Origin of the sequence: Cupriavidus sp. a3, from assembly GCF_051015765.1 — a bacterium.
Lineage (GTDB): Bacteria > Pseudomonadota > Gammaproteobacteria > Burkholderiales > Burkholderiaceae > Cupriavidus > Cupriavidus oxalaticus_A.
Map to the genome: position 1 here is coordinate 4,103,879 of NZ_CP170643.1, position 22,733 is coordinate 4,126,611.

A 22,733-nucleotide genomic window follows, 5' to 3' on the forward strand; every position below is an offset into this window, starting at 1 on the left:
CCACGCTTCGCCTTACTTGACGGAGTTTCCCCATGCCAGCAGGTCGTGATATGCGCCGCGAGGCGCCGGAAGTTGCCAGTTCCTTGCGCGGGCGGTTGCCGTGGCTGGCGGGCGTAACGGTGGCGGTGACGGTAACGGCCCTGCTGCTCGGCGCGGCCGCCGCCTCGGCCCAGCCGGTGCGGGTGATCCCTGAAGACGCGTCGGCAGCCAGGCTGGTGCTCGCCGCTCCGTCGGCCTCCGCGCCGCAGACCGCCACGCTGGACGGCAAGACCGTGGGCGTGGCACCGGGCTTGCGCCTGTTCGGGACCGACAACCAGTTGCTGGCCACGGCCGCGGTGGCAGGCCAGAAGCTGCCGGTGCGGTACAAGCTCGACCTCTACGGCCAGTTGCTGACCGCCTGGGTGCTGAACGAGCCGGAGCAGAAGGCGCTGAAACAGAAATCGTAGTCCCCCGAAAGAGCGCGGCGTGCCCCACGCGACCGCGCGTTGTTGCAACACCCTGATGCCCCCAGGTCAACCACTGAGATCGGCATATGAAGAAAGTTTTCGTCAAGACGTACGGCTGCCAGATGAACGAGTATGACTCGGACAAGATGGTCGACGTCCTCAACGCCAGCCAGGGGCTGGAACCCACCGACAACGTCGAAGATGCCGACGTGATCCTGTTCAACACCTGCTCGGTGCGCGAGAAAGCGCAGGAGAAGGTGTTTTCCGAGCTGGGCCGGATGAAGGCGCTGAAGGCGGTCAAGCCCGACCTGGTGATCGGCGTGGGCGGCTGCGTGGCCAGCCAGGAAGGGGCCAGCATCGTCTCGCGCGCGCCGTACGTCGACGTGGTGTTCGGCCCGCAGACGCTGCACCGCCTGCCCGACCTGATCTCGCGCCGCCAGCGCACCGGCCAGTCGCAGGTGGACATCTCCTTCCCCGAGATCGAGAAGTTCGACCACCTGCCGCCGGCGCGCGTGGAAGGCCCGAGCGCCTTCGTCTCGATCATGGAGGGCTGCTCCAAGTACTGCAGCTACTGCGTGGTGCCCTACACCCGCGGCGAGGAAGTCTCGCGCCCGTTCGAGGACGTGCTGGCCGAAGTGGCCGGCCTGGCCGAGCAAGGCGTGCGCGAAGTCACGCTGCTGGGCCAGAACGTCAACGCCTACCGCGGCAAGATGGGCGACACCACCGAGATCGCCGACTTTGCGCTGCTGATCGAATACGTGGCCGAGATCCCCGGCATCGAGCGCATCCGTTACACCACCAGCCACCCGAAGGAATTCACCTCGCGGCTGGTCGAGCTCTATGGCCGATGCGACAAGCTGGTCAACCACCTGCATCTGCCCGTGCAGCATGCTTCGGACCGCATCCTGATGGCGATGAAGCGCGGCTACAGCGTGCTGGAATACAAGAGCATCATCCGCAAGCTGCGCGCGCTGCGCCCGCAGATGTCGATGTCGTCGGACTTTATCGTCGGCTTCCCCGGCGAGACCGATGCCGACTTCGAGAAGCTGATGGCGATGATCGAGGAGATCGGCTACGACACGTCGTTCTCGTTCATCTTCAGCCCGCGCCCGGGCACGCCCGCGGCCAACCTGCACGACGACACCCCCCACGAGGTCAAGCTGCGCCGGCTGCAGCGCCTGCAGGCCACCATCGAGGAAAACGTGCAGCGCATCAGCCAGGGCATGGTCGGCACGGTGCAGCGCATCCTGGTGGAAGGCCCCGCGCGCAAGGATCCGACCGAGCTGCATGGCCGCACCGAGAACAACCGCGTGGTCAACTTTGCGCTGCCCGGTGTGCCCCAGGCGGGCCGCGACCGGCTGGTCGGCCAGATGGTCGATGTCAGCATCACGCAGGCGTTCCCGCACTCGCTGCGCGGCGAGATCGTGGTGCGCCAGTAATCCTGCAGGCAACCCCACTACATGAAGATCCCTTCCGCAGAATTCGTCGCTCCCAAGGACGACAACGCCCGGCTGCAGAACCTGTGCGGGCCGCTCGACGAGAACCTGCGCCAGATCGAGCAGGCGCTGGATGTGACCATCCAGCGCCGCGGCCACCGCATGACAGTGCGCGGCGCCAATGCGCAGGACGCCACGGCCGCGCTGGAGCGCTTCTACAACCAGGCGCGCACGGCGCTGTCGATCGACGACGTGCAGCTCGGGCTGGTGGAAACGCGCCAGCTCTCCGCGCATGGTGCCTACCTGCCCGGCAACGACAGCGCCGAGGACGAGCGCGAGTACGAAGACGAATCGCCGGTGCTGCACACCCGCCGTACCGGCCTGCAGGGCCGCACCGTGGCGCAGCGCGAGTACCTGCGCAATATCCTGTCGCACGACCTGACCATGGGCATCGGCCCGGCCGGCACCGGCAAGACCTACCTGGCGGTGGCGTGCGCGGTCGACGCGCTGGAGCGCGACGCGGTCAAGCGCATCGTGCTGACGCGCCCGGCGGTGGAAGCCGGCGAGCGCCTGGGCTTCCTGCCCGGCGACCTGGCACAGAAGGTCGATCCTTACCTGCGCCCGCTGTATGACGCGCTGTACGACCTGCTCGGCTTCGACCGCACGCAGAAGATGTTCGAGCGCCAGATGATCGAGATCGCGCCGCTGGCCTATATGCGCGGGCGCACGCTGAACCACGCCTTCATCATCCTGGACGAGGCGCAGAACACCACGCCCGAGCAGATGAAGATGTTCCTGACCCGGATCGGCTTCGGCTCCAAGGCGGTGATCACCGGCGACATCACGCAGATCGACCTGCCCAAGGGCCAGAAGAGCGGGCTGGTGGAGGCGCAGCATGTGCTGCGAGACGTGCGCGGCGTCGCCTTTACCCGCTTTTCCAGCATCGATGTGGTGCGCCACCCGCTGGTGGCGCGCATCGTCGATGCCTATGACGAATACCACGCCCAGCACAAGGACGCGTAATTGAAATCCCCGAAAGACCAGAAATCCAAGGCCCCCGGCGTCAGCCTGACCCTGTTCGATGGCGATGGCCGCGCGCGCAAGAGCGCCGCGCATGCGCTGCGCGTGCAGCTGCCGGATGGCCGCAGCCTGACGCTGGACCTGTCGCAGGCCGCCGACGGCGTGGTCGCGCTGCTGGCCGAGCATACCGACACCAACCAGCAGGCCGGCCTGCTGGTGCGCCCGGACAACCATGACTCGCTGTCCGTGGCCGTGACCGCCACGCCGGTCGTGACCACCACCGGCACCCCGGCCACGCCGCCGGCGCTGGAGCTGGAGATCCAGCAGGGCGACGGCATCGGCAGGCAGGACGGCCTGCCGCCGCGCAGGAAGATCGAAACCTGGGTCAAGTCGGCGCTGTATGCCGATGCCGCGCTGACGATCCGCTTCGTCGGCGAGGAGGAAGGCCGGCTGCTCAACCGCACCTACCGCGGCAAGGACTACGCCACCAATGTGCTGACCTTTGCCTATGCGGAGAACGAGGACGACCCCGTGACCGGCGATATCGTGCTGTGCTGCCCGGTGGTCGAGGCCGAGGCGCGCGAGCAGCGCAAGCCGCTGGAAGCGCACTATGCGCACCTGATCGTGCACGGCGTGCTGCATGCCCAGGGCTACGAGCACGAGGAAGACGCCGAAGCCGAGGAAATGGAGGCGATCGAGACCGAGACGCTGCAGGCGCTGGGCTACGCGGATCCCTATCTCGCCGAGCGCACCGGCACCGCGTGATTGGCGGCGCACCGGCGGCACCGGACATGGTGCCGCCGGCATCACATCCAGCAGCCGCCAACCCCCGGCTGTCACGGGACCGACAGCCTTTTGGTGTATCCTTCAGTCGATCTCCACCACGCGCTCGCCGCGAAATGAACGACCCCTATCCCAGTTCGAAGCCCGCCTACCTGAAGCAGGTCGATCGCCCCAGATCGCTTCTCGAACGCCTGTCAGACCTGATCTCCCCCGAGCCGGACACCCGCGCAGAACTGCTCGAAGTGCTCCAGGACGCGCATGAGCGCAACCTGATCGACGCCGATTCGCTGTCGATGATCGAGGGCGTGTTCCAGGTCTCCGAACTGACCGCAGGCGACATCATGGTGCCGAGCGCGCAGATGGATATGGTCAATATCGTCGACGCGCCGGAGACCTTCATCCCGTTCATGCAGCAGACCGCGCACTCGCGCTTCCCGGTCTACGAAGGCAGCCGTGACAACATCATCGGCATCCTGCTGGCCAAGGACCTGCTGCGCTACTACACCGATCCCGCCTTCGACCTGCGCGAGACGCTGCGCCCGGCGGTATTCATCCCCGAATCCAAGCGCCTGAACATCCTGCTGCGCGAGTTCCGCATCAACCGCAACCATATCGCCATCGTCGTCGACGAATACGGCGGCGTGGCCGGGCTGGTGACGATCGAGGACGTGCTCGAGCAGATCGTCGGCGATATCGAGGATGAATTCGACCTGGACGAAGACCAGGACAATATCCTGCCGATGCCCGACGGCAGCTGGCGCGTGCATGGGCTGACCGAGATCTCCCAGTTCAACGAGGCCTTCGGCACCGGCTTTTCCGACCACGACGTCGACACCGTGGGCGGACTGCTGTCCAACCACGTGGGCCACGTGCCCCACCGCGGCGAGGTCATCACCCTGCCGCCGATCCGCTTCGAAGTGCTGCGCGCCGACGCGCGGCAGGTGCACCTGCTGCAGGTGCGCCGCGAATCCCTGCCTGACAGCGCGAGCGCTGCCGGCGCATGAAGCATCCCGCCCCGATCCCCAACGGCGCCGCTGCTGCCAACGCCGGTGCTGGCAGCGTGCCCGGCGCGCGGTCGCGCGCCGCCGCGATGGCTCGGCTGCTGCTCGCTGGCGTGCTCGGCATTGCCCACACCCAGGCCTTCGCCCCGCACGACTGGTGGTGGCTGCAGATCCTGTCGCTGGCCGGCCTGGCCGCGCTGATGGCCGACGCGCCGCGCGCGCGCATCGCCGCGGCCACCGGCTATGCCTTCGGCCTGGGCTGGTTCTTGTCCGGCATCTGGTGGCTCTATATCAGCATGCACGTCTACGGCGAGATGCCGGCGTGGATGGCGGCGCTGGCGGTGGTGCTGTTCTCGGGCTACCTGGCGCTGTGGCCGGCGCTGGCGGGCGCGCTGTGGCACCGGCTGACGGCACGGCTGCGCGCAGGCACATGGGCCGCGGCGCTGCTCGCGCCGCTGGCGTTTGGTGCCGCGTGGGGCCTGTCGGAGTGGCTGCGCGGCGTCGTGTTCACCGGTTTCCCGTGGCTGTCGGGCGGCTATGCCCATACCGACGGGCCGCTTGCCGGCTTTGCGCCGCTGGTCGGCGTCTATGGCATCGGGGCGCTGGCGGCCGCTGTCGCGGCCTTGCTGGCCGGGGCCGTGCGCGGGCTGGGGCACGGTGCGCGCACGCCTGCCGTCGTGTCACTGGCGCTGGCGCTGCTGCTGCCGGCACTTGGCGCAACGCTGTCGCCGCTGGCCTGGACCACGCCAGCCGGCAAGCCGCTGACGGTGCGGCTGCTGCAGGGCAACGTGCCTCAGGACATCAAGTTCGAGGCCGCCGGCATCCAGCGCTCGATCGCGCTCTACCGCGACATGATCACCGCCGAGCCCGCCGACCTGGTGGTGACGCCCGAAACCGCCTTCCCGGTGATCCTGCAGGATCTGCCGGTCGACGTCGCCGTGGCGGTGCGCGACTACGCGCTGCAGAGCGGCACCACGGTGCTGTTCGGCGCGGCCGGCGCCGATTCGCCGGTCGATTTCACCAACAGCGTGTTCGGGCTGGGGCCGCTGACCGAGCGGCTGTACCGCTACAACAAGCACCACCTGGTGCCGTTCGGCGAGTTCATCCCGCTGGGCTTCCGCTGGTTCGTCGACATGATGAAGATGCCGCTGGGCGATTTCCGCCGTGGCGGGCTCGACCAGCCTTCGCTGCCGGTGCGCGGCGTGCGCGTGGCGCCCAATATCTGCTACGAGGATCTGTTCGGCGAGGAGATCGCGCAGACGCTGCGCCAGCAGCCCGCGCCCGCCAACGTGCTGGCCAACCTGACCAACCTGGCCTGGTTCGGCGACACCATCGCGCTGGACCAGCACCTGCAGATATCGCGCATGCGCGCGCTGGAAACGCGCCGCCCGATGCTGCGCTCGACCAATACCGGCATGACCGCGGTGGTGCGCCCGGACGGCACCGTGCAGGCGCGCCTGCCCACCTTCACGGTCGGCACGCTGGTGGCCGAGGTGCAGGGCATGCAGGGGCTGACCCCATATATCCGCTGGGGGAACGCGCCGGTGCTGGCGCTGTTTGCGCTGCTGCTGGGCACAGCTGCCTGGCGCTCGCGGCGCGCAGGCTGAAGCCCGGCCTGGCGCTGCTGGCGCGCCGGGCTTCCCGCCGCTGATCGCACTGATCGCACTGATCGCACTGATCGCGATAATCCGCGGCATCCGTGGCGCGCCAGGCGCGCGCCGGCTGCGCTATTTCAGCAGCCCGGTCGCGACCGACACGACGGCCGCGGCGATCATGACCGCGATTGCGACCAAGTAAGGTTTGCGAGAAAGGAGTGTCATGATCCCAAGTCCCCAACGTTAATTTCCTACCGGCAGGACGGCCAAGCCTGCCAACCGCAACGCTCTCAAGCGGGTTGCTTACTCATACTGTATACAAAAACGTTATCGGCTAGCGTTCCCGCAACTTGAAAACAGGGTCGGTATTTTCCCCATGCGTTGCGAAAGCCCGACATCCGCCGGCACCCCCGCGCGCCAGCCGCCACCCCGCCAATGGGGGCGTGCGGCCAAAAAGCCGATAGAATTCAGGGTTTGGCAAAATCCGTATGCGGCGGCCCCGGCACGCGCTGCGCCGCCAGCCCGCCGGGCGGCGCAAGTTCGCCCCAAGCCGACCGATCAGCCACTACCTAGTCTTCATATGCTGACCTTCCAACAAATGATTCTGACCCTGCAGGCCTACTGGGACCGGCAGGGTTGCGCGCTGTTGCAACCCATCGATCTGGAGGTCGGCGCCGGCACTTCCCACGTGCATACCTTCCTGCGCGCGATCGGCCCCGAGCCGTGGCGCGCCGCCTACGTCCAGCCGTCGCGGCGGCCGAAGGACGGCCGCTATGGCGAGAATCCCAACCGCCTGCAGCACTATTACCAGTATCAGGTCGTGCTCAAGCCCGCGCCGGAGAATATCCTCGAGCTGTACCTGGGCTCGCTGGAAGCGCTGGGCCTGGACCTGAAGCAGAACGACATCCGCTTTGTCGAGGACGACTGGGAGAACCCTACGCTGGGCGCGTGGGGCCTGGGCTGGGAAGTCTGGCTCAACGGCATGGAAGTGACCCAGTTCACCTACTTCCAGCAGGTCGGCGGCATCGACTGCAAGCCGATCACGGGCGAGATCACCTACGGCATCGAACGCCTGGCGATGTACCTGCAGAAGGTCGAGAACGTCTACGACCTCATCTGGACCGAATGGGTCGAGAACGGCGAGACGCGCCGCCTCACCTACGGCGACGTGTACCACCAGAACGAGGTCGAGCAGTCGACCTACAACTTCGAGCACAGCAACACCGAAATCCTGTTCCGCCATTTCGCCGAGCACGAGGGCGAGGCCAAGCGGCTGATGGGCAATGCCGAAGGCGCCGAGGGCACCGACGGCAGCCAGGCCGGCACGCGCCTGGCGCTGCCCGCCTATGAGCAGGTGCTGAAGGCAGCGCACACGTTCAACCTGCTGGACGCCCGCGGCGCCATCTCGGTGACCGAGCGCGCCGCCTATATCGGCCGCATCCGCAACCTGTCGCGCCAGGTGGCGCAGGCCTACTACGATTCGCGCGAGGCCCTCGGCTTCCCGATGTGCGGCAACGGCGGAGCCCGGGCATGACGCAACTGGCGCGCAGCGCGCTGTGCTGCGCCTTGGCCATCGCCACGCTGTCTGCCGCCGGCAATGCCGCCGCCGCGCGCGCCGAGGCCGCCCCGGCGCCGCAGGCGCTACTGCTGCCGGCCGAACTCAGCAATGTGTGCGAGGCCGATCCGCAGGCGCTGCAGCTGGCCATGTCGCGCCACTGGCGCCCGTCGCTGAACGCGCTCGACCAGTGGACGCAGCTGGTGCGCTCGTTCGCCTGCGACCTGTCGGGCCAGCGCGACCTGGGCTGGCACCGCGTGCCGCTGCGCGCCTATGAAAGCGCGATCCGCTACCCGCTGACCTGGGTGGAGGTGGAAACCACCAACGGCCGCACCCGGCGCAAGACCAAGACCTATTACTCGGCGGCCCAGCTGCCGCCGAAGATCGATTTCTGGGTGGGCGGGCGCATCGACGAGATCCGCTACGACAAGCGCCTGCGCCGCATCGACGCGCGCTTCCCCGCCGCGGGCAGCCGCGGCGGCAGCAACGGCGCCGCCAGCGCCGCGGCGGCCGCGCAATGCGCCTTCACCACGCTGCAATTCCGGCAACAGAACGGCCTGTGGCTGCTGTCCGGAGTGGAACCTAATCATTCGCCGCGCTGCTGACAGCGGCGCGCGCCACAACCTGTTGGATACGATTCATGTCGCAACCCATGACCGACTCGCTGCTGATCGAACTGTTCACCGAAGAGCTGCCGCCCAAGGCGCTGGCGCGTCTGGGCGACGCCTTCGCGCAGGGCCTGTTCGCCGGCCTGGGCGAGCGCGACCTGCTTGAGCCGGGCGCCACTGTGACGCCGTTCGCCACGCCGCGCCGGCTCGCCGCGCTGGTGTCGGGCGTGCGCCGCAGCGCGCCCGACCGCGAGCAGCGCGAGAAGGTCCTGCCGCTGTCGGTGGCGCTTGGCGCCAACGGCGAGCCCACCCCGCCGCTGGCCAAGAAGCTGGCCGCGCTGGCCAAGTCGGTCGGCGTCGCCGAGATCGACTGGCAGTCGCTGGAGCGCGCCTCGGACGGCAAGGCCGAGGCCTTCTTCTACCGCTACACCGCACGCGGCGCCGAACTGGCCGCCGGGCTGCAGGCCGCGCTGGAGGACACCATTGCCAAGTTGCCCATCCCCAAGGTGATGAGCTACCAGCGCCCTGACGGCAGCACCGTGCATTTCGTGCGCCCGGCGCACAGCCTGATCGCGCTGTTCGGCAGCGAGATCCTGCCGGTGTCGGTGCTGGGCCTGCAGGCCAGCAACGTGACGCAGGGCCACCGCTTCCTGTCGCACGGCACGATCGAGATCGCGCATGCCAACGACTACGCGAAGCAGCTCGAATCGGCCGGCCGCGTGCTGGCCAGCTATGGCGAACGCCGCGAGCGCATGCGTGCCGCGCTGCTGGCCGAGGCCGGCGCCGACCAGGTGATCATGCCCGAGTCGCTGCTCGATGAAGTCAATTCGCTGGTGGAATGGCCGGTGGTCTACGCCTGCCACTTCGAAGAAGCCTTCCTGGCGGTGCCGCAGGAATGCCTGATCCTGACCATGCAGACCAACCAGAAGTACTTTGCGCTGACGGATGCCGACGGCCATCTGCGCAACCGCTTCCTGATCGTGTCGAACCTGGCCACCGAGACGCCGCAGTCGATCATCACCGGCAACGAGCGCGTGGTGCGTCCGCGCCTGGCCGATGCCAAGTTCTTCTTTGACCAGGATCGCAAGAAGACGCTGGCCTCGCGCGTGCCGCAGCTGGCCGGCGTGGTCTACCACAACAAGATCGGCACGCAGCTGGACCGCGTGCAGCGCCTGCAGCAGATCGCCGGCCATGTCGCCGATGCGCTCAACGCCGCCGGCGTGGCCACCGACAAGGCGGCCGCGATGCGCGGCGCGGAGCTGGCCAAGGCCGATCTGCTGACCGACATGGTCGGCGAGTTCCCCGAGCTGCAGGGCACCATGGGCACGTACTACGCGCGCCACGACGACGAAGCCGAGGACGTGGCGCTGGCCTGCTCCGAACACTACCGCCCGCGCTTCGCCGGCGATGCGCTGCCCGAAGGCTCGGTCAGCACCGCCGTCGCGCTGGCCGACAAGCTGGAAACGCTGGTCGGCATCTGGGGCATCGGCCTGCAGCCGACTGGCGAAAAGGACCCGTTCGCGCTGCGCCGCCATGCGCTCGGCATCCTGCGCATGCTGATCGAGAAGCCGCTGGCGCTGTCGGTCACGTCGCTGCTGGCGCTGACGCAGCAGACATTCGCCGGCATTGCCGCGGTCAAGCCGGCGCCGGACGCCATCGCCGACTTCCTGTACGACCGCGTGCGCGGCTACCTGAAGGAAAAGGGCTACACCACCAACGAGGTCGAGGCCGTGGTCAGCCTGCGCCCGGACCAGCTGCACGACGTGCTGGGCCGCATGGAAGCGGTGCGCACCTTCGCCGCGCTGCCCGAGGCCGAGGCCCTGGCCGCCGCCAACAAGCGCATCACCAACATCCTGCGCAAGAACACCGAGCCGGTCGGCGCGGTGAACCCTGCGCTGTTCCAGGAAGAGGCCGAAGGCGCGCTGCACGCGGCGATCGAGAAGGTGCGCCCGGCCGTCGAAGCCGCCTTCGCCAGCGGCGATTTCACCGCCGCGCTGCGCGACCTGGCCCAGCTGCGCGATGCCGTCGACCGCTTCTTCAACGACGTGATGGTGATGGCCGAGGACGCGCAGCTGCGCGCCAACCGCCTGGCGCTGCTGGCCTCGCTGCATGCGCTGGCCAACCGCGTGGCCGACATCTCCAAGCTGGCCGCCTGAGCGCCGCCAGCACGCGATACCGGAGCCGCACATGCCGCAGACGCCCCCCAAGTTTGTCATCCTGGACCGCGACGGGGTGGTCAACCTCGACAGCGACCAGTTCATCAAGTCGCCCGACGAGTGGATCCCCATCGACGGCAGCCTGGAAGCCATCGCCGCGCTGAACCAGGCCGGCTATCGCGTGGTGATCGCCAGCAACCAGTCCGGCATCGGCCGCGGCCTGTTCGAGATGAGCGCGCTCAACGCCATGCACGAGAAGATGTACGCGGCGCTGGCACGCCTGGGCGGGCGCGTCGAGGCCGTGTTCTTCTGCCCGCATACCGCCGCGGACGGCTGCGACTGCCGCAAGCCCAAGTCCGGCATGCTCGAGCAGATCAGCGAGCGTTTCGGCATCGAGCTGCGCGGCGTGCCGATCGTCGGCGATTCGCTGCGCGACCTGGAGGCCGGTGTCGCGGTCGGCTGCGCGCCGCACCTGGTGCGCAGCGGCAAGGGCATGAAGACGCTGGACAAAGGCGGCCTGCCGCCCGGCACGCAGGTGCATGACGACCTGCGCGCCTTTGCGCGCTGGCTGACCGGCAACGACGGCGGCAACGACAGCGGCAACCACAGCGCCACCCGCGAGTCCGCACAATAAGCCATTGCCGACGCTGGCTCCGACCCTCTTTTTTGCGCCCCCACGCATGACGTTTCTCCGTTCCCTGCTGTTTGCGCTGTACCTGCTGGTGCTGACGCCCCCCTACGCCTGCGCCTGCTTCGTAGTGTTTCCCTTCATGAATGCCGACCAGCGCTTCCGCTTCGTGCGCGGCTGGCCGCGGCTGGTGATCTGGGCCGCCCGCGGCATCTGCGGCATCCAGTACCGCATCGAAGGCCATGAGCATATGGATAGCATGCTCGACAAGCCGGTGGTGCTGCTGTCCAAGCACCAGTCGGCGTGGGAGACGGTGGCTTACGTGGCGCTGATGCCCAGGCCGCTTTGCTTCGTGTTCAAGCGCGAGCTGCTGCTGGTGCCTTTCTTCGGCTGGGCGCTGGGCATGCTGAAGATGGTCCATATCAACCGCAGGGAAGGCACCCGCGCCTTCGCCTCGGCCGTGCGCCAGGGCCGCGAGCGGCTCTCCGAAGGCGCCTGGATCATCATGTTCCCGGAAGGCACGCGCACGCCGTCGGGTCTGGAAAAGCCGCGCTACAAGAGCGGCGGCGCGCGCCTGGCGGTCGAGACCGGTGCCTGGGTGCTGCCGATGGCGGTCAACTCGGGCCGGGTGTGGCCGCGCAACAAGTTCCTCAAGTACCCGGGCATGGTGACGATCTCGGTCGGCCCGCCGATCGCCTCGGCCAACAAGACCGCCGACCAGCTCAACCAGGAAGTGGCCGACTGGATCGAGCGCGACATGCGCCGCATCGACGCGGACAGCTACCGCAGCGAAGCACGGGTAGAGCCGGCCGCATGAAGCTGCTGCGCCCCGCCTCCGAAGCCGACGGCGCGCAGCTGGAACTGCCGCTGGCAGAAGCCGCTCCCATAGTCCATGCACCGGCGGCGCCGCTGGTGCCGGAGCAGCCGGCATGGCCGGTACCGCAGCCCAATGCCCGGCTGCTGCACGTGGGCGAGCGCGCGCTGCACTATACGCTCAAGCGCTCGTCGCGGCGCACCATCGGCTTCACCATCGACGACCGCGGCCTGTCGATCACCGCGCCGCGCTGGGTCACGCTGGCCGACATCGAATCGGCCATCCTGGAGAAGCAGCGCTGGATCTTCAACAAGATGGGCGAATGGCGCCACCGCGAGGCACGCCGCGTGCTGCCCACGGTGCAGTGGCGCGACGGCGCCAGCCTGCCCTTCCTGGGCCAGCCGCTGACGCTGTCGCTGGAGTCGCCGATCGGCGCGCTGCTGTTCGATGCCGACAGCCGCGTGCTGCACCTGGCGCTGCCTGCGCACGCCGACGAGCAGCAGATCAAGGACCGCGTGCAGGGCTGGCTGCAGCAGCAGGCGCGCCGGCTGCTGGCCGAGCGGCTCGACGTCTATGCCGGCAAACTGGGCGTGCGCCATACCGGCTTTGCGCTGACTTCGGCGGCCACGCGCTGGGGCAGCTGCACCGCGGACGGCAAGATCCGGCTGAACTGGCGCCTGATGCATTTCCCGCTGTCGATGATCGACTACGTCGCGGCGCACGAACTCGCCCACCTGAAGGAAATGAACCACGGCCCGCGCTTCTGGCAGACCGTGGAATCGATCTTCCCGGAATTCCGCGACGCCCGCGCGCAGCTGCGCGCGCATCCGCCCGAGCTGCTGCCGAGCTTTTAAGCCACGCTTCCAAGCCACTTCCAAGCGGCCGGTGCGTTTCGGCTAAACGCACTAAAATGGCGCCTTCGAATACCTAAAACAGTTGAAGGCCCTCAAATGCGACTCCTCCACACCATGCTGCGCGTCGGCGACATGCAGCGCTCCATCGATTTCTATACCCGCATTCTCGGCATGCAGCTGCTGCGCGAGAGCGACAACCCCGAGTACAAGTACCGCCTGGCCTTCGTCGGCTACGGCCCCGAAAGCGAGACCGCGGTGCTGGAGCTGACCTACAACTACGGCGTCGACCAGTATGACCTGGGCACCGCCTACGGCCATATCGCGCTGGAGACCGACAACGCCGCGGCGGCATGCGAGCGCATCCGCGCGGCCGGCGGCAAGGTCACCCGAGAAGCCGGCCCGGTCAAGGGCGGCACCACCGTGATCGCCTTCGTCGAAGACCCGGACGGCTACAAGATCGAGCTGATCGAGCGCCATTCCACCCGCGACGCCAGCCGCCCGTAACGCGTCCATCGGCCGCGACCGTGGACGCGCAAACCCTGAGCCGCCGGCCGCTGGACGGCATGGCGGTGGGCCTGATGGTGGTGCTGTGCGCCGCCTGGGGCCTGCAACAGGTGGTGATCAAGGTGACCGCGCCGCTGATGGGCGCGGTGCTGCAGGCCGGCGTGCGCTCGGCGGTGGCGGCGTTGCTGGTGTTCGGCTTTGCCGCCTGGCGCGGCACGCCGATCTGGCGCCGCGACGGCACGCTCAACGCGGGCCTGCTGGCGGGGCTGCTGTTCGGCGCCGAGTTCTTCTGCATCTTCGTCGGGCTGGGCCACACCACGGCCTCGCGCATGGCGGTGTTCCTGTACACCGCGCCGATCTTCACCGCGCTGGGGCTGCATTTCGTGGTCCCGGGCGAACGGCTGCACGCCGGGCAATGGCTCGGCGTGGCGCTGGCGTTCGTGGGCATGGCACTGGCGTTCGCCGATGGCATCGCGGCGCCGTCGCCCCATGGCAGCACGCTGCTGGGCGATGCGCTGGGCATTGTGGCCGGGGCGCTGTGGGCCGCCACCACCGTGGTGGTGCGCGCCAGTCCGCTGGCAACCGCGCCGGCCAGCAAGACGCTGCTGTACCAGCTGGCGGTATCGGCGGTGCTGCTGCTGGCGATGGCCATGGCAGCGGGCCAGACCGCGACCGTGCAGATCGACGGCGTGGTGCTGGCGAGCCTGTTCTACCAGTCGGTGCTGATCGCGTTTGCCAGCTACCTGGCGTGGTTCTGGCTGCTGCGGCGCTACCTGGCGTCACGGCTGTCGGTGTTTTCCTTCCTGACGCCGCTGTTCGGGGTGGCTTTCGGCGTGGTGCTGATGCACGACGTGGTGGGGCCGCGCTTTGCGGTGGCGGCGGTGTTGGTGCTGGCGGGGATTGTGCTGGTGAATCGGCGGGCGTAGGCCTCTGGCGCGGCTCGCTCACCATGGGCGCCGAACGTAGCAGCTATCCCTTGTGAACGTTCCCCTCTCCCGCCGCACGGGAGAGGGGAACAAACCGCCGACGTGCGACGGCATGCTGTTCAATCAGCGGCGCGCCTCGAACGAGAACATCCCCAGCGCGTCGCGCACTTCCTCCAGCGTCTGCTGGGTCAGTTCGCGTGCCTTCTGCGTGCCCTGGCGCAGCACATCGAACACATAGTCCGGGTTCTTGGCCAGCTCTTCGCGGCGGGCGCGGATCGGCGCCAGCATGTCCTGCAGGATGCCTTCGATGCGGCGCTTGAGCACCATGTCGCCCAGGCCGCCCTTGCGATAGTGTTCCTTCAGCGCTTCGACTTCCTCGGTGTTCGGGTCGAACGCATCCAGGTACGTGAACACGACGTTGCCCTCGACCTGGCCCGGATCCGACACCTTCAGGTGGTTCGGGTCGGTGTACATGCTGTGCACCGCGGCCTTGATCTGCTCCGGCGACGCGCCCAGCGCGATTGCGTTGCCCATCGACTTGCTCATCTTGGCCTTGCCGTCGACGCCGGGCAGGCGGCCGAACTTGGGGATCAGCGCCTTGCACTCCGGCAGCACGTCCCGGCCGACCTGGTTGTTGATGCGGCGCACGATCTCGTTGGTCTGCTCGATCAGCGGGGCCTGGTCTTCGCCCACCGGCACCACCTGGGCCTTGAAGGCGGTGATGTCCGCGGCCTGCGCGGCCGGGTAGCACAGGAAGCCGGCCGGGATATCGCGGCCGAAGCCGCGCGCCTGGATCTCTTCCTTGATGGTCGGGTTGCGCTCCAGCCGCGATACCGTGACAAAGTTCAGGTACATCAGCGTCAGCTCGGCCAGCGCCGGCAGGTGCGACTGCACGGTGATGGTGGTCTTGGCCGGGTCGATGCCGACCGCCAGGTAGTCCAGCGCCACTTCCAGCACGTTGCGGCGCACCTTGTCGGGATCGTGCGCGTTGTCGGTCATGGCCTGGGTGTCGGCCAGCAGCAGGTATTGCTCATGCGAATCCTGCAGCGCCACGCGGCTCTGCAGCGAGCCGACGAAGTGGCCGAGGTGCAGCGGGCCGGTGGGACGGTCGCCGGTCAGGATCACGGGACGCCGGTTGGTTTGGCTGGTTTGGGCTGTCATGGAACGGTCTTGCACGAAATAAGTCGCGGAAATTCGGAATTCGTTGATCTGGGGCTTCAGGCGGCCTGCCCCGCAGCGCCGCCGCCGAGGCGGCGGGCCAGCTCGACATACTCGCCAACGGGCACTTCCTCGGCGCGGCGGCCAAGGTCGAAGCCCATCGCGTCGAAGTCGACCTGGTCGCGCAGGAACGACAGCGTATTGCGCAGCACCTTGCGCCGCTGCGAAAACGCCGCGGTGACCACGTCGCCGAGCACGGTGATGTCGCAATCGGCATGCGGCGAGCGCAGGCGGCCGTCGTGATGGCGCGGCCACGGGATCATCCGCACCACGGCCGAATCGACCTTGGGCGGCGGGTTGAAACTGCCCGGCGGCACGTCCAGCACATGCTCCATGTAGTAGCGCACCTGCAGCATGATCGACAGCCGGCCGAAGGCCTTGCTGCCGGGCTCGGCCACCATGCGCTCGACCACTTCCTTCTGCAGCATGAAGTGCTGGTCGCGCACCCGGTCGGCGAACTGCATCAGGTGGAACAGCAGCGGGCTGGAAATGTTGTACGGCAGGTTGCCGACGATGCGCAGCGGCCTGCCCGGCACTTCCAGCTTACCGAAGTCGAAGTCCAGCGCGTCGCCGGCATGGACCTGCAGGCGCTCGCCGTAGCGGCGGCGCAGCCGCTCGACCAGGTCGCGGTCGAGCTCGACCACCTGCATCTGCGGGATGCGTTCGAGCAGCGGGCTGGTCAGCGCGCCGAGTCCCGGCCCGATCTCGACCAGCACGTCTTCGGCTTGCGGACTGATGGCATTGACGATGCCGTGGATGATGGTGTCGTCGACCAGGAAGTTCTGCCCGAATCGCTTGCGGGCCACATGGCCCTGGTGCACGTTGGAACGCATGGTTCGATGTTGCAGCATGAGGTCCGGCTTCAGCAAGGCGGCTGCAAGCCAGGATTGGGATGGCCCGGATGGCTGGCGCCGGCGCCATCGGGATGGCGGCCGTTGGCATGGCCGGCCATGGTGACCGCACTGCGGATGGCCTCGATCATGCTGCCATGCTCTGCCTGGCCGGTGCCAGCCAGGTCCAGCGCGGTGCCGTGGTCCACCGAAGTGCGGATGAAGGGCAGCCCCAGCGTGATGTTCACGCCGTGGCCGAAGGTGCCGTATTTCAGCGGCGCCAGCCCCTGGTCATGGTACATCGCCAGCACGCAGTCGGCATCGCGCAGGTGGCGCGGCTGGAACAGCGTGTCGGCCGGGAAGGGGCCGCGCGCATCGATGCCGGCATCCTTGGCCTGCGCCAGCGCGGGCACGATCACGTCGATCTCTTCGCGGCCCATGTGCCCGCTTTCGCCGGCGTGCGGGTTCAGGCCCGTGACCAGGATGCGCGGGCGCGCGATGCCGAAGTAGCGGCGCAGGTCGGCATCGATGATGGTCAGGGTCTGCAACAGCAGCGGGACGGAAAGCGCGTCGGGCACCGCACGCAGCGGCAGGTGGGTGGTCGCCAGCGCCACGCGCAGCATGGCGTGGTCGTGCGCGGGCTGCGGGCCGGCCAGCATCATCACCACGCGCGGCACGCCGGCACTGTCGGCCAGGTATTCGGTGTGGCCGGTGAACGGCACGCCGGCGTCGTTGATGGTGCTCTTCTGCACCGGTGCCGTGACCATGGCCGCAAAGCGCGGCGCGGCGCGGCCATGCGGGCGGCAGCCGGCGATGGCGGCATCGAGCAGCCCCAGCACGTACCGGCCATTGCGCGCGTCCAGCCGGCCCGGTTCGCACGCGACCGCCAGCGGGATATCCTCGATCACCACGTCGCCGTCGGCGATGCGCCGCTCCCAGGCGTGCGTCACGCCCAGCGCCGCGGCGCGATCGGCCAGCAGGCGGGCATCGCCCAGCACATGGAAGCGGTAGTGCCCGCTGCCGCCGTTGTTGCCATGGTTGGCGCCGGCGAGCTGCAGCAACGCCCCGATGGTGATATCGGGGCCGATGCCGGCGGGTTCGCCGGTGGAAATGGCCAGGGATAGCGGGTCAGGCATGTCGGCGTGGGCGAGTCGGCGGCGCGTGCGCGTATCAGCGCTGCCGGTTGATGCGGTACTCGACGTACGCCTGCGAGCGCAGCTGGCGCACCCAGTCATCATACGCGGCCCGCAGCTTCTGTTCGCGGACCTCGGCTCGGGCAAAGTCGCGCTGCTTCTCGGGCGACAGCTCGGTCTCGCGGCGGTTCAGCACCTGGATCAGGTGCACGCCGAACTGCGTGACCACCGGCTCGGAGATCTCGTTCGTGCGCAGGCGGCTCATGGCCTGCTCGAACTCGGGCACCAGCTCGCCCGGCGAAACCCAGCCTAGGTCGCCGCCGTTCTGTGCCGAGCCGTCCTGCGAGAAGCGCTTGGCCGCGTCGGCAAAGTCGCCGCCGTGGGTGATGCGGTCGCGCAGCGTGCTGAGCTGGCGGCGCGCCTCGGCTTCTGGCATGTTGGGGCCGGTGCGGATCAGGATATGGCGCACCTGCGTCTGCGTGATCTTGCCTGCCGCGGCCGTGCCGGATGCCGGGGCGGCGCGCTTGGCCACCAGCTTGACCACATGGAAGCCCGCGGCGCTTTCCACCACCTGGGGCGCCACGGCGCCAGGCTGGAGGTCGACCACCGAGTTGGCGAACAGCGCCGGCAGGCGGCCGATCTCGCGGAAGCCCATGGCGCCGCCCTGCGCGGCTTCCGGGCCTTCCGAATTGGCTTGCGCCAGCTGCGCAAAATCCGCGCCGCCCTGGGCCTGCTTCAGCAGCCCCTCGGCCTTGGCGCGCTGCGCCTGCTTCTGCGCCTCCGAGGCATTCTCGGGCACGCGCACGAGGATCTGCGCCACGTTGTATTCGGTCGGGCCGGTAGCGCCGGCCTGGCCGCCGCGGGCAGCCAGGAAGTTGTCGATCTCGCCGTCGTAGACCTGAACCTTGGAATCGACCTCGCGCTCGCGCAGGCGAATCACCTGGACCTGCTTGCGCAGTTCGTCGCGGTACTTGGTCCAGGTCATGCCGCTGGCTTCCACGCGGCGGCGCAGCTCGGTGGCGTTCATGCGGTTCTGCTGCGCCACCGATTCGATGGCGCGGTCGATCTCCTGGTCGGTCACGCGGATGCCGGCTTCCTGCGCGGCCTGGGTCTGCACGCGTTCCATCACCAGGCGTTCCAGCACCTCGCCGAGCAGGTCCGCGCGCGGCGGGACCGGACGGCCGGCGGCGCGCAGCTGGCCTTCGATCTCGTCGGCGCGGTCGAGCAGCTCGCGGCGCGTGATCACGCTGTTGTTGACCACGGCAACCACCTCGTCGACCAGCTGCGAGCGCTTCTGGTCACCGGGCTGCGGCACGCCGAGCTTGGGCTGGCTCGCCGGCGCGGTGACGTCGGACGACTGCGGCACGAAGATGCCGGTGGCACGTCCCGCGCCCGGCGCCTTCAGCTGCGCGGCGGCCGGCACGGCGATCGCGGCCAGCACGGCCGGCAGCAGCAGGCGGTGCCACGACGTCATAAGAAAGGAAAACACGGCGAATTCTTGACGTTTCATCTTAATCCGTCATTCATAGTGATCGTACTGGGTCGTCGGCACCGGCTTGGCGGACACAGGCTCGTAGCCCGGCACGTTCAGGCGCAGGATGTTCAGCGGATTGGACCCGATCTTGGAAAGGCCACGGAACTCCACCTGCAGGAAGACCCGCCCGGTATAGCCCTGCGTGGTGTTGCGGAAACGCTGGTAGACCACGCGGCCGACCCAGCAATCCGCGGCGTATTCGACGCCGGCCAGCGTATCGACCATCTGGCTCGCGCTCAGGTCGAAGGCAAAGCGGGCGATGGCGTAGGCGCGCCGCGTGATCGGCCACTGGCCCGACAGCTCGAACTGGTCGATCGCGGTGTTGTCGGTCACGGCGGTCGGACGGCGGTAGCGGTAGCCGGCGTTGAAGACCTTGCGCGGCTCGGGGCGGTATGAAAACGCCACGTTGCCGTAGTTGACCCGGTCGGTATCCAGGTTGTACTGCAAGCCCATGTCCAGGTAATAGCCCCGGAACATCTGGATGGTGGTCGCGGCAAGCAGGTCGGAGGCGCCGGGCTTGGGGTCCGCCAGCGTGCCATTGAGCTGCACGCGCTGCCCGGTGAAGTCGTAGCGCTGCGCGATGGTGCCGCGGAAGCGCTCGATGCCGGAGTCGGACTCGATCAGGCGCGTGGTCAGGCCACCGGTGATCTTGTTGTTGTCGGCGATGCGGTCGTAGCCGGTGAACGGGTTCTCGCTGAAGATCTGGCCGTAGCCGAAATCGGACTGGACCGTGTCGAACAGCGGGAACAGGCTCTGGTCGCGGAACGGCGTGTACACGTAGAACAGGCGCGGCTCCAGCGTCTGCAGGTAGTTCACGCCGAACAGCCGGCTCATGGTCGGCGCCTCGCGCTCGAACGTCATGCCCGAATCCAGGCTGACGGTGGGCAGCACGCGCGAGAAATTGGTCTGCGCGTTGGGCGTATTGTCCTGCGACTCCATCTGGTACTGGGTCGCGTTGAACGTGACCTTCGGCGTCACGTACCAGCCGGCGCGCACGATCGGGTAGCTGATGCTGGGCTGGATGAACATGCGCTCGCCCTGCGGCTGCTGGAAGCCCGTGGACGTCAGCGGGATGCGGAAGCGGGTGTAGTCGGCCTCCACCTGCACGTCGAAGCCGCCCAGGTCATAGCGGATGTACTTGCCGTTGAGCTGCGGCACGCGCTCGTACGATGGCTCGCTGGGGCGCAGTGTCTGGAACTTCTGCACCCGCGCCATCAGGAAGAAATCCTGCCAGTTGTAGGTGACGCCGCCTTCCTGCACGTACTGGCGCTGCGCGGACTGCGCCACGCTGCGGTTGAAGTCGTCCGGGTACTGGTCGTCCGAGACCCGGTTGACGTTCAGGTAGGCGTTCAGCCCCTTGGCCAGGTTCTGGTTGTGCTGGATCGAGTAGGCCCAGCGGTTCGAGTTGGTCTTCTGGTCGTCAGGCAGGAACTCGGCGCGGATGCGGCCGGAGTAGCCCTGCCCCAGGTAGCGGTACTCGCCGCCCAGCTGCAGGCCCCGCTCCGTCATCAGGCGCGGGTAGATGGTCAGGTCGCGGTTCGGCGCGATGTTGAAGTAGTACGGCATGGTCAGGTCGAAACCCGAGCGCGAGCCGTAACCCATCAACGGCGCCAGGAAGCCGCTGCGGCGATCATCGTTCAACGGAAAACTGAATGCCGGCGCTGCCGCGATCGGCACCCCGAAGAAATTCAGCACGCCGCCATAGGCAACGCCCACCTGGCGGTCGCTGTCGAGGTCAATCTGGTTGGCGCTGAAATACCAGTCCGCATTGTCCGGCGAGCAGGTGGTGTACGACGCCCGCTTGATGGTGCTGCGGTCCTTGTCCAGGAAGTCGATGCGCTCGGCCTTGCCGGCGCCGCCGGTCTGCTGGAAGTAGTAGTCGGGCGACAGCATGTAGCCTTCGTTGGCCTCGACCTTAAGCTTCGCCTCCGGCCCCACTGCCAGCGTGCCGCTGCGCGACAGCCGCACGTTGCCCTCGGCATGGGCCTCGTCCGTATCCTGGTCGTAGCTCAGCTTGTCGCCCTTGACCACGCCGCCGTCGCGACGCAGTTCGGCATGGCCCTCGAGCTCGACGCCGCGCTCGCTGTAGCCGGTCATGCGGTCGCCCTCGATGAACGTCGGCGCGCCGGAATCAGGCTCGCTGGTCTTGGGAGGCTCGGCCAGCCGCGGCACCAGTTCGCCCGAGACCGCGGGCAGCTCGGGCACCTGCGGTGCGGCTTCGAACACCGGCTCGACCTGGTCCAGGTCCGGAATCGCCGAGCCAGACATCTGCGCCTGCGCGCCGGCCGACAGCCCGGCCATGGCCAGCACTAGCGGGCGCAGCCGGCCCGCGTTCAGGCGGCCGGCGCGCCTGGCGCGGGCGGCGGCGCCAGAGGGGGCAGGCGAAAGCAAGGCCTTGTTATTCGGTGTTCGTCGTTGTTCGGTCATTCGCACGGGTTGTCAGTCTCGGCGTGGGCTGCGGCCGCCTGCAAGCCGCCAACCCCTGCCAGAACAGGCTGCGGGGCAACGAAGGCCCCTCCCGGGGGCCGCCCGGCGCCCGGGTCTGGTCGGGTATTATACGGGGCATCCAAACCTGCCCTTGCGGCCGGCTTGCCCCGCTCCACGATATTTTTCCGCGCCCTTCCTGTATGGCAGCTCTTCCCCACGACCCGCGCCTGGACCAGCTCAAGGCCTGGGTGTCCGGCCTTGGCCCGGCATGGTCCGCCGATCCCGACTCCTGCGTGCCCGCATCGGCCGATGCCAGCTTCCGGCGCTATTTCCGCGTGCGCACCGGCAACCCGGCGCACCCGACCGCCATCGTCATGGACGCGCCGCCGGCGCACGAGGACTGCCGCCCCTTTATCCACGTCTGTCAGCTGTTCGGCGCGGCCGGCGTGACCGTGCCGACCGTGCTGGCGCAGGACCTGGCACAGGGTTTCCTGCTGCTCGCGGACCTGGGCAGCCAGACTTACCTGTCACAGCTGGACGACTCCACGGCGCATGGCATGTATGCCGACGCCGCCGCGGCGCTGGTCCGTATCCAGGCCGCCACCCGCCCCGGCGAACTGCCCGCCTACGACCGCGCGCTGCTGCAGCGCGAGCTCGACCTGTTCCCGCAGTGGTACGTGGCCAAACACCTTGGCGCCACACTGGGCGACGCCCAGCAGGCCGACCTGCGTGAAGTGATGGATACACTGCTTGCCAACAACCTGGCGCAGCCGCAGGTCTACGTGCACCGCGACTACCACTCGCGCAACCTGATGGTGCTGGACGGCGGCGCCAATCCTGGCGTGCTGGATTTCCAGGACGCGGTGATCGGCCCGATCACCTATGACGCGGTCTCGCTGTGGCGCGACGCCTATATCGAATGGGATGAGGAACAGCAGCTCGACTGGCTGATCCGCTACTGGGAGCGCGCGCGCAAGGCCGGCCTGCCGGTCAATGCCGATTTTGGCGAGTTCTACCGCGATTTCGAATGGATGGGCCTGCAGCGCCACCTGAAGGTGCTGGGCATCTTCGCCCGCCTGTACCACCGCGACGGCAAGGACGGCTACCTCGCCAACCTGCCGCTGGTGCTGAAGTACACCCGCAACGTTGCCGGCCGCTATACCGAGCTGCGCAAGCTGATCCGCCTGCTGGATGCGCTGGAAGGCGCGGCCAGCCCGGCCGGCTATACCTTCTGACGACGTGCCTGACGCCAACGACCCGGCCCG

At 68.2% G+C, this 22,733-nt stretch carries 20 protein-coding genes; 15 read left to right on the forward strand and 5 right to left on the reverse strand.

Features of this window, described 5'->3' with window-relative positions; translation table 11 throughout:
- Positions 1-32: 32 nt before the first annotated feature.
- The 14 genes from ACAD63_RS19550 (at position 33) to ACAD63_RS19615 (ending at position 14,326) form a co-directional block, all read left to right on the forward strand.
- Entirely contained in the window at positions 33-446 is a 414-nt protein-coding gene (locus tag ACAD63_RS19550; protein WP_434033184.1) for a hypothetical protein, read from the forward strand.
- An 86-nt stretch (positions 447-532) separates the two neighbouring features.
- On the forward strand, positions 533-1,885 hold the full coding sequence (miaB, locus tag ACAD63_RS19555) for a tRNA (N6-isopentenyl adenosine(37)-C2)-methylthiotransferase MiaB (RefSeq protein WP_133093761.1): 1,353 nt from the start codon (positions 533-535) through the stop codon (positions 1,883-1,885).
- 21 nt (positions 1,886-1,906) lie between these two features.
- On the forward strand, positions 1,907-2,905 hold the full coding sequence (locus ACAD63_RS19560; RefSeq protein WP_133093760.1) for a PhoH family protein: 999 nt from the start codon (positions 1,907-1,909) through the stop codon (positions 2,903-2,905).
- Positions 2,906-3,667, forward strand: a complete 762-nt coding sequence (ybeY, locus tag ACAD63_RS19565) for an rRNA maturation RNase YbeY (protein WP_135704484.1) — start codon at positions 2,906-2,908, stop codon at positions 3,665-3,667.
- A gap of 134 nt (positions 3,668-3,801) precedes the next feature.
- On the forward strand, positions 3,802-4,689 hold the full coding sequence (locus tag ACAD63_RS19570) for an HlyC/CorC family transporter (protein ID WP_135704482.1): 888 nt from the start codon (positions 3,802-3,804) through the stop codon (positions 4,687-4,689).
- A complete protein-coding gene (gene lnt, locus ACAD63_RS19575) occupies positions 4,686-6,293 on the forward strand; it encodes an apolipoprotein N-acyltransferase (RefSeq protein WP_133093757.1) in 1,608 nt (535 codons plus the stop codon). Before ACAD63_RS19570 ends, lnt begins: the two co-directional genes overlap by 4 nt.
- A 568-nt stretch (positions 6,294-6,861) precedes the next feature.
- A complete protein-coding gene (gene glyQ / locus ACAD63_RS19580) occupies positions 6,862-7,815 on the forward strand; it encodes a glycine--tRNA ligase subunit alpha (protein ID WP_135704480.1) in 954 nt (317 codons plus the stop codon).
- Complete coding sequence (locus ACAD63_RS19585; protein ID WP_133093755.1) at positions 7,812-8,441, forward strand: hypothetical protein; 630 nt, start codon at positions 7,812-7,814, stop codon at positions 8,439-8,441. Before glyQ ends, ACAD63_RS19585 begins: the two co-directional genes overlap by 4 nt.
- A gap of 35 nt (positions 8,442-8,476) precedes the next feature.
- The gene (glyS, locus tag ACAD63_RS19590) at positions 8,477-10,600 is read left to right on the forward strand and encodes a glycine--tRNA ligase subunit beta (RefSeq protein ID WP_133093754.1); all 2,124 of its coding nucleotides are present in this window, start codon (positions 8,477-8,479) and stop codon (positions 10,598-10,600) included.
- A gap of 31 nt (positions 10,601-10,631) precedes the next feature.
- Entirely contained in the window at positions 10,632-11,234 is a 603-nt protein-coding gene (gmhB, locus tag ACAD63_RS19595) for a D-glycero-beta-D-manno-heptose 1,7-bisphosphate 7-phosphatase (protein WP_133093753.1), read from the forward strand.
- Positions 11,235-11,280: 46 nt separating this feature from the next.
- Entirely contained in the window at positions 11,281-12,045 is a 765-nt protein-coding gene (locus ACAD63_RS19600; protein WP_135704478.1) for a lysophospholipid acyltransferase family protein, read from the forward strand.
- Entirely contained in the window at positions 12,042-12,896 is an 855-nt protein-coding gene (locus tag ACAD63_RS19605) for a M48 family metallopeptidase (protein WP_133093751.1), read from the forward strand. Before ACAD63_RS19600 ends, ACAD63_RS19605 begins: the two co-directional genes overlap by 4 nt.
- Positions 12,897-12,992: 96 nt before the next feature.
- A complete protein-coding gene (gene gloA / locus ACAD63_RS19610; RefSeq protein WP_029048797.1) occupies positions 12,993-13,400 on the forward strand; it encodes a lactoylglutathione lyase in 408 nt (135 codons plus the stop codon).
- 59 nt (positions 13,401-13,459) lie between these two features.
- The gene (locus tag ACAD63_RS19615; RefSeq protein WP_195430696.1) at positions 13,460-14,326 is read left to right on the forward strand and encodes a DMT family transporter; all 867 of its coding nucleotides are present in this window, start codon (positions 13,460-13,462) and stop codon (positions 14,324-14,326) included.
- A 123-nt stretch (positions 14,327-14,449) separates the two neighbouring features.
- Here ACAD63_RS19615 and trpS read toward each other — a convergent pair whose 3' ends face one another.
- Genes trpS through ACAD63_RS19640 form a run of 5 tightly spaced genes read right to left on the reverse strand, consistent with a single transcriptional unit; the run spans position 14,450 to position 21,468 of the window.
- A complete protein-coding gene (gene trpS, locus ACAD63_RS19620) occupies positions 14,450-15,487 on the reverse strand; it encodes a tryptophan--tRNA ligase (RefSeq protein WP_133093748.1) in 1,038 nt (345 codons plus the stop codon).
- Positions 15,488-15,543: 56 nt separating this feature from the next.
- Positions 15,544-16,377 (reverse strand): 16S rRNA (adenine(1518)-N(6)/adenine(1519)-N(6))-dimethyltransferase RsmA, encoded by an 834-nt coding sequence (gene rsmA, locus ACAD63_RS19625; RefSeq protein ID WP_133094207.1) that lies wholly within the window; start codon positions 16,375-16,377, stop codon positions 15,544-15,546.
- A 29-nt stretch (positions 16,378-16,406) separates the two neighbouring features.
- Positions 16,407-17,510: a 4-hydroxythreonine-4-phosphate dehydrogenase PdxA gene (gene pdxA, locus ACAD63_RS19630; protein WP_434033185.1), complete on the reverse strand. Its 1,104-nt coding sequence runs from the start codon at positions 17,508-17,510 to the stop codon at positions 16,407-16,409.
- A gap of 34 nt (positions 17,511-17,544) precedes the next feature.
- A complete protein-coding gene (locus tag ACAD63_RS19635; RefSeq protein WP_133093746.1) occupies positions 17,545-19,017 on the reverse strand; it encodes a peptidylprolyl isomerase in 1,473 nt (490 codons plus the stop codon).
- Positions 19,018-19,026: 9 nt separating this feature from the next.
- Positions 19,027-21,468, reverse strand: coding sequence for an LPS-assembly protein LptD (locus tag ACAD63_RS19640; RefSeq protein ID WP_434033186.1), 2,442 nt, complete (start codon positions 21,466-21,468; stop codon positions 19,027-19,029).
- Positions 21,469-21,668: 200 nt separating this feature from the next.
- Here ACAD63_RS19640 and ACAD63_RS19645 point away from each other — a divergent pair, with 200 nt between their 5' ends.
- Positions 21,669-22,703, forward strand: a complete 1,035-nt coding sequence (locus tag ACAD63_RS19645) for an aminoglycoside phosphotransferase family protein (RefSeq protein ID WP_434033187.1) — start codon at positions 21,669-21,671, stop codon at positions 22,701-22,703.
- Positions 22,704-22,733 lie beyond the last annotated feature (30 nt).

Excerpts from the sequence above, each read along its gene's own strand:
- ACAD63_RS19635 (WP_133093746.1), bottom strand. The coding sequence starts at position 19,017 with ATGAAACGTCAAGAATTCGCCGTGTTTTCCTTTCTTATGACGTCGTGG.
- ACAD63_RS19605 (WP_133093751.1), top strand. The coding sequence starts at position 12,042 with ATGAAGCTGCTGCGCCCCGCCTCCGAAGCCGACGGCGCGCAGCTGGAA.
- glyS (WP_133093754.1), top strand. The coding sequence starts at position 8,477 with ATGTCGCAACCCATGACCGACTCGCTGCTGATCGAACTGTTCACCGAA.
- rsmA (WP_133094207.1), bottom strand. The coding sequence starts at position 16,377 with ATGCGTTCCAACGTGCACCAGGGCCATGTGGCCCGCAAGCGATTCGGG.
- trpS (WP_133093748.1), bottom strand. The coding sequence starts at position 15,487 with ATGACAGCCCAAACCAGCCAAACCAACCGGCGTCCCGTGATCCTGACC.
- ACAD63_RS19585 (WP_133093755.1), top strand. The coding sequence starts at position 7,812 with ATGACGCAACTGGCGCGCAGCGCGCTGTGCTGCGCCTTGGCCATCGCC.
- pdxA (WP_434033185.1), bottom strand. The coding sequence starts at position 17,510 with ATGCCTGACCCGCTATCCCTGGCCATTTCCACCGGCGAACCCGCCGGC.
- miaB (WP_133093761.1), top strand. The coding sequence starts at position 533 with ATGAAGAAAGTTTTCGTCAAGACGTACGGCTGCCAGATGAACGAGTAT.
- ACAD63_RS19645 (WP_434033187.1), top strand. The coding sequence starts at position 21,669 with ATGGCAGCTCTTCCCCACGACCCGCGCCTGGACCAGCTCAAGGCCTGG.
- ACAD63_RS19550 (WP_434033184.1), top strand. The coding sequence starts at position 33 with ATGCCAGCAGGTCGTGATATGCGCCGCGAGGCGCCGGAAGTTGCCAGT.
- ACAD63_RS19615 (WP_195430696.1), top strand. The coding sequence starts at position 13,460 with ATGGCGGTGGGCCTGATGGTGGTGCTGTGCGCCGCCTGGGGCCTGCAA.
- ACAD63_RS19570 (WP_135704482.1), top strand. The coding sequence starts at position 3,802 with ATGAACGACCCCTATCCCAGTTCGAAGCCCGCCTACCTGAAGCAGGTC.
- gloA (WP_029048797.1), top strand. The coding sequence starts at position 12,993 with ATGCGACTCCTCCACACCATGCTGCGCGTCGGCGACATGCAGCGCTCC.
- glyQ (WP_135704480.1), top strand. The coding sequence starts at position 6,862 with ATGCTGACCTTCCAACAAATGATTCTGACCCTGCAGGCCTACTGGGAC.
- ACAD63_RS19560 (WP_133093760.1), top strand. The coding sequence starts at position 1,907 with ATGAAGATCCCTTCCGCAGAATTCGTCGCTCCCAAGGACGACAACGCC.
- ACAD63_RS19600 (WP_135704478.1), top strand. The coding sequence starts at position 11,281 with ATGACGTTTCTCCGTTCCCTGCTGTTTGCGCTGTACCTGCTGGTGCTG.
- ACAD63_RS19640 (WP_434033186.1), bottom strand. The coding sequence starts at position 21,468 with ATGACCGAACAACGACGAACACCGAATAACAAGGCCTTGCTTTCGCCT.
- lnt (WP_133093757.1), top strand. The coding sequence starts at position 4,686 with ATGAAGCATCCCGCCCCGATCCCCAACGGCGCCGCTGCTGCCAACGCC.
- gmhB (WP_133093753.1), top strand. The coding sequence starts at position 10,632 with ATGCCGCAGACGCCCCCCAAGTTTGTCATCCTGGACCGCGACGGGGTG.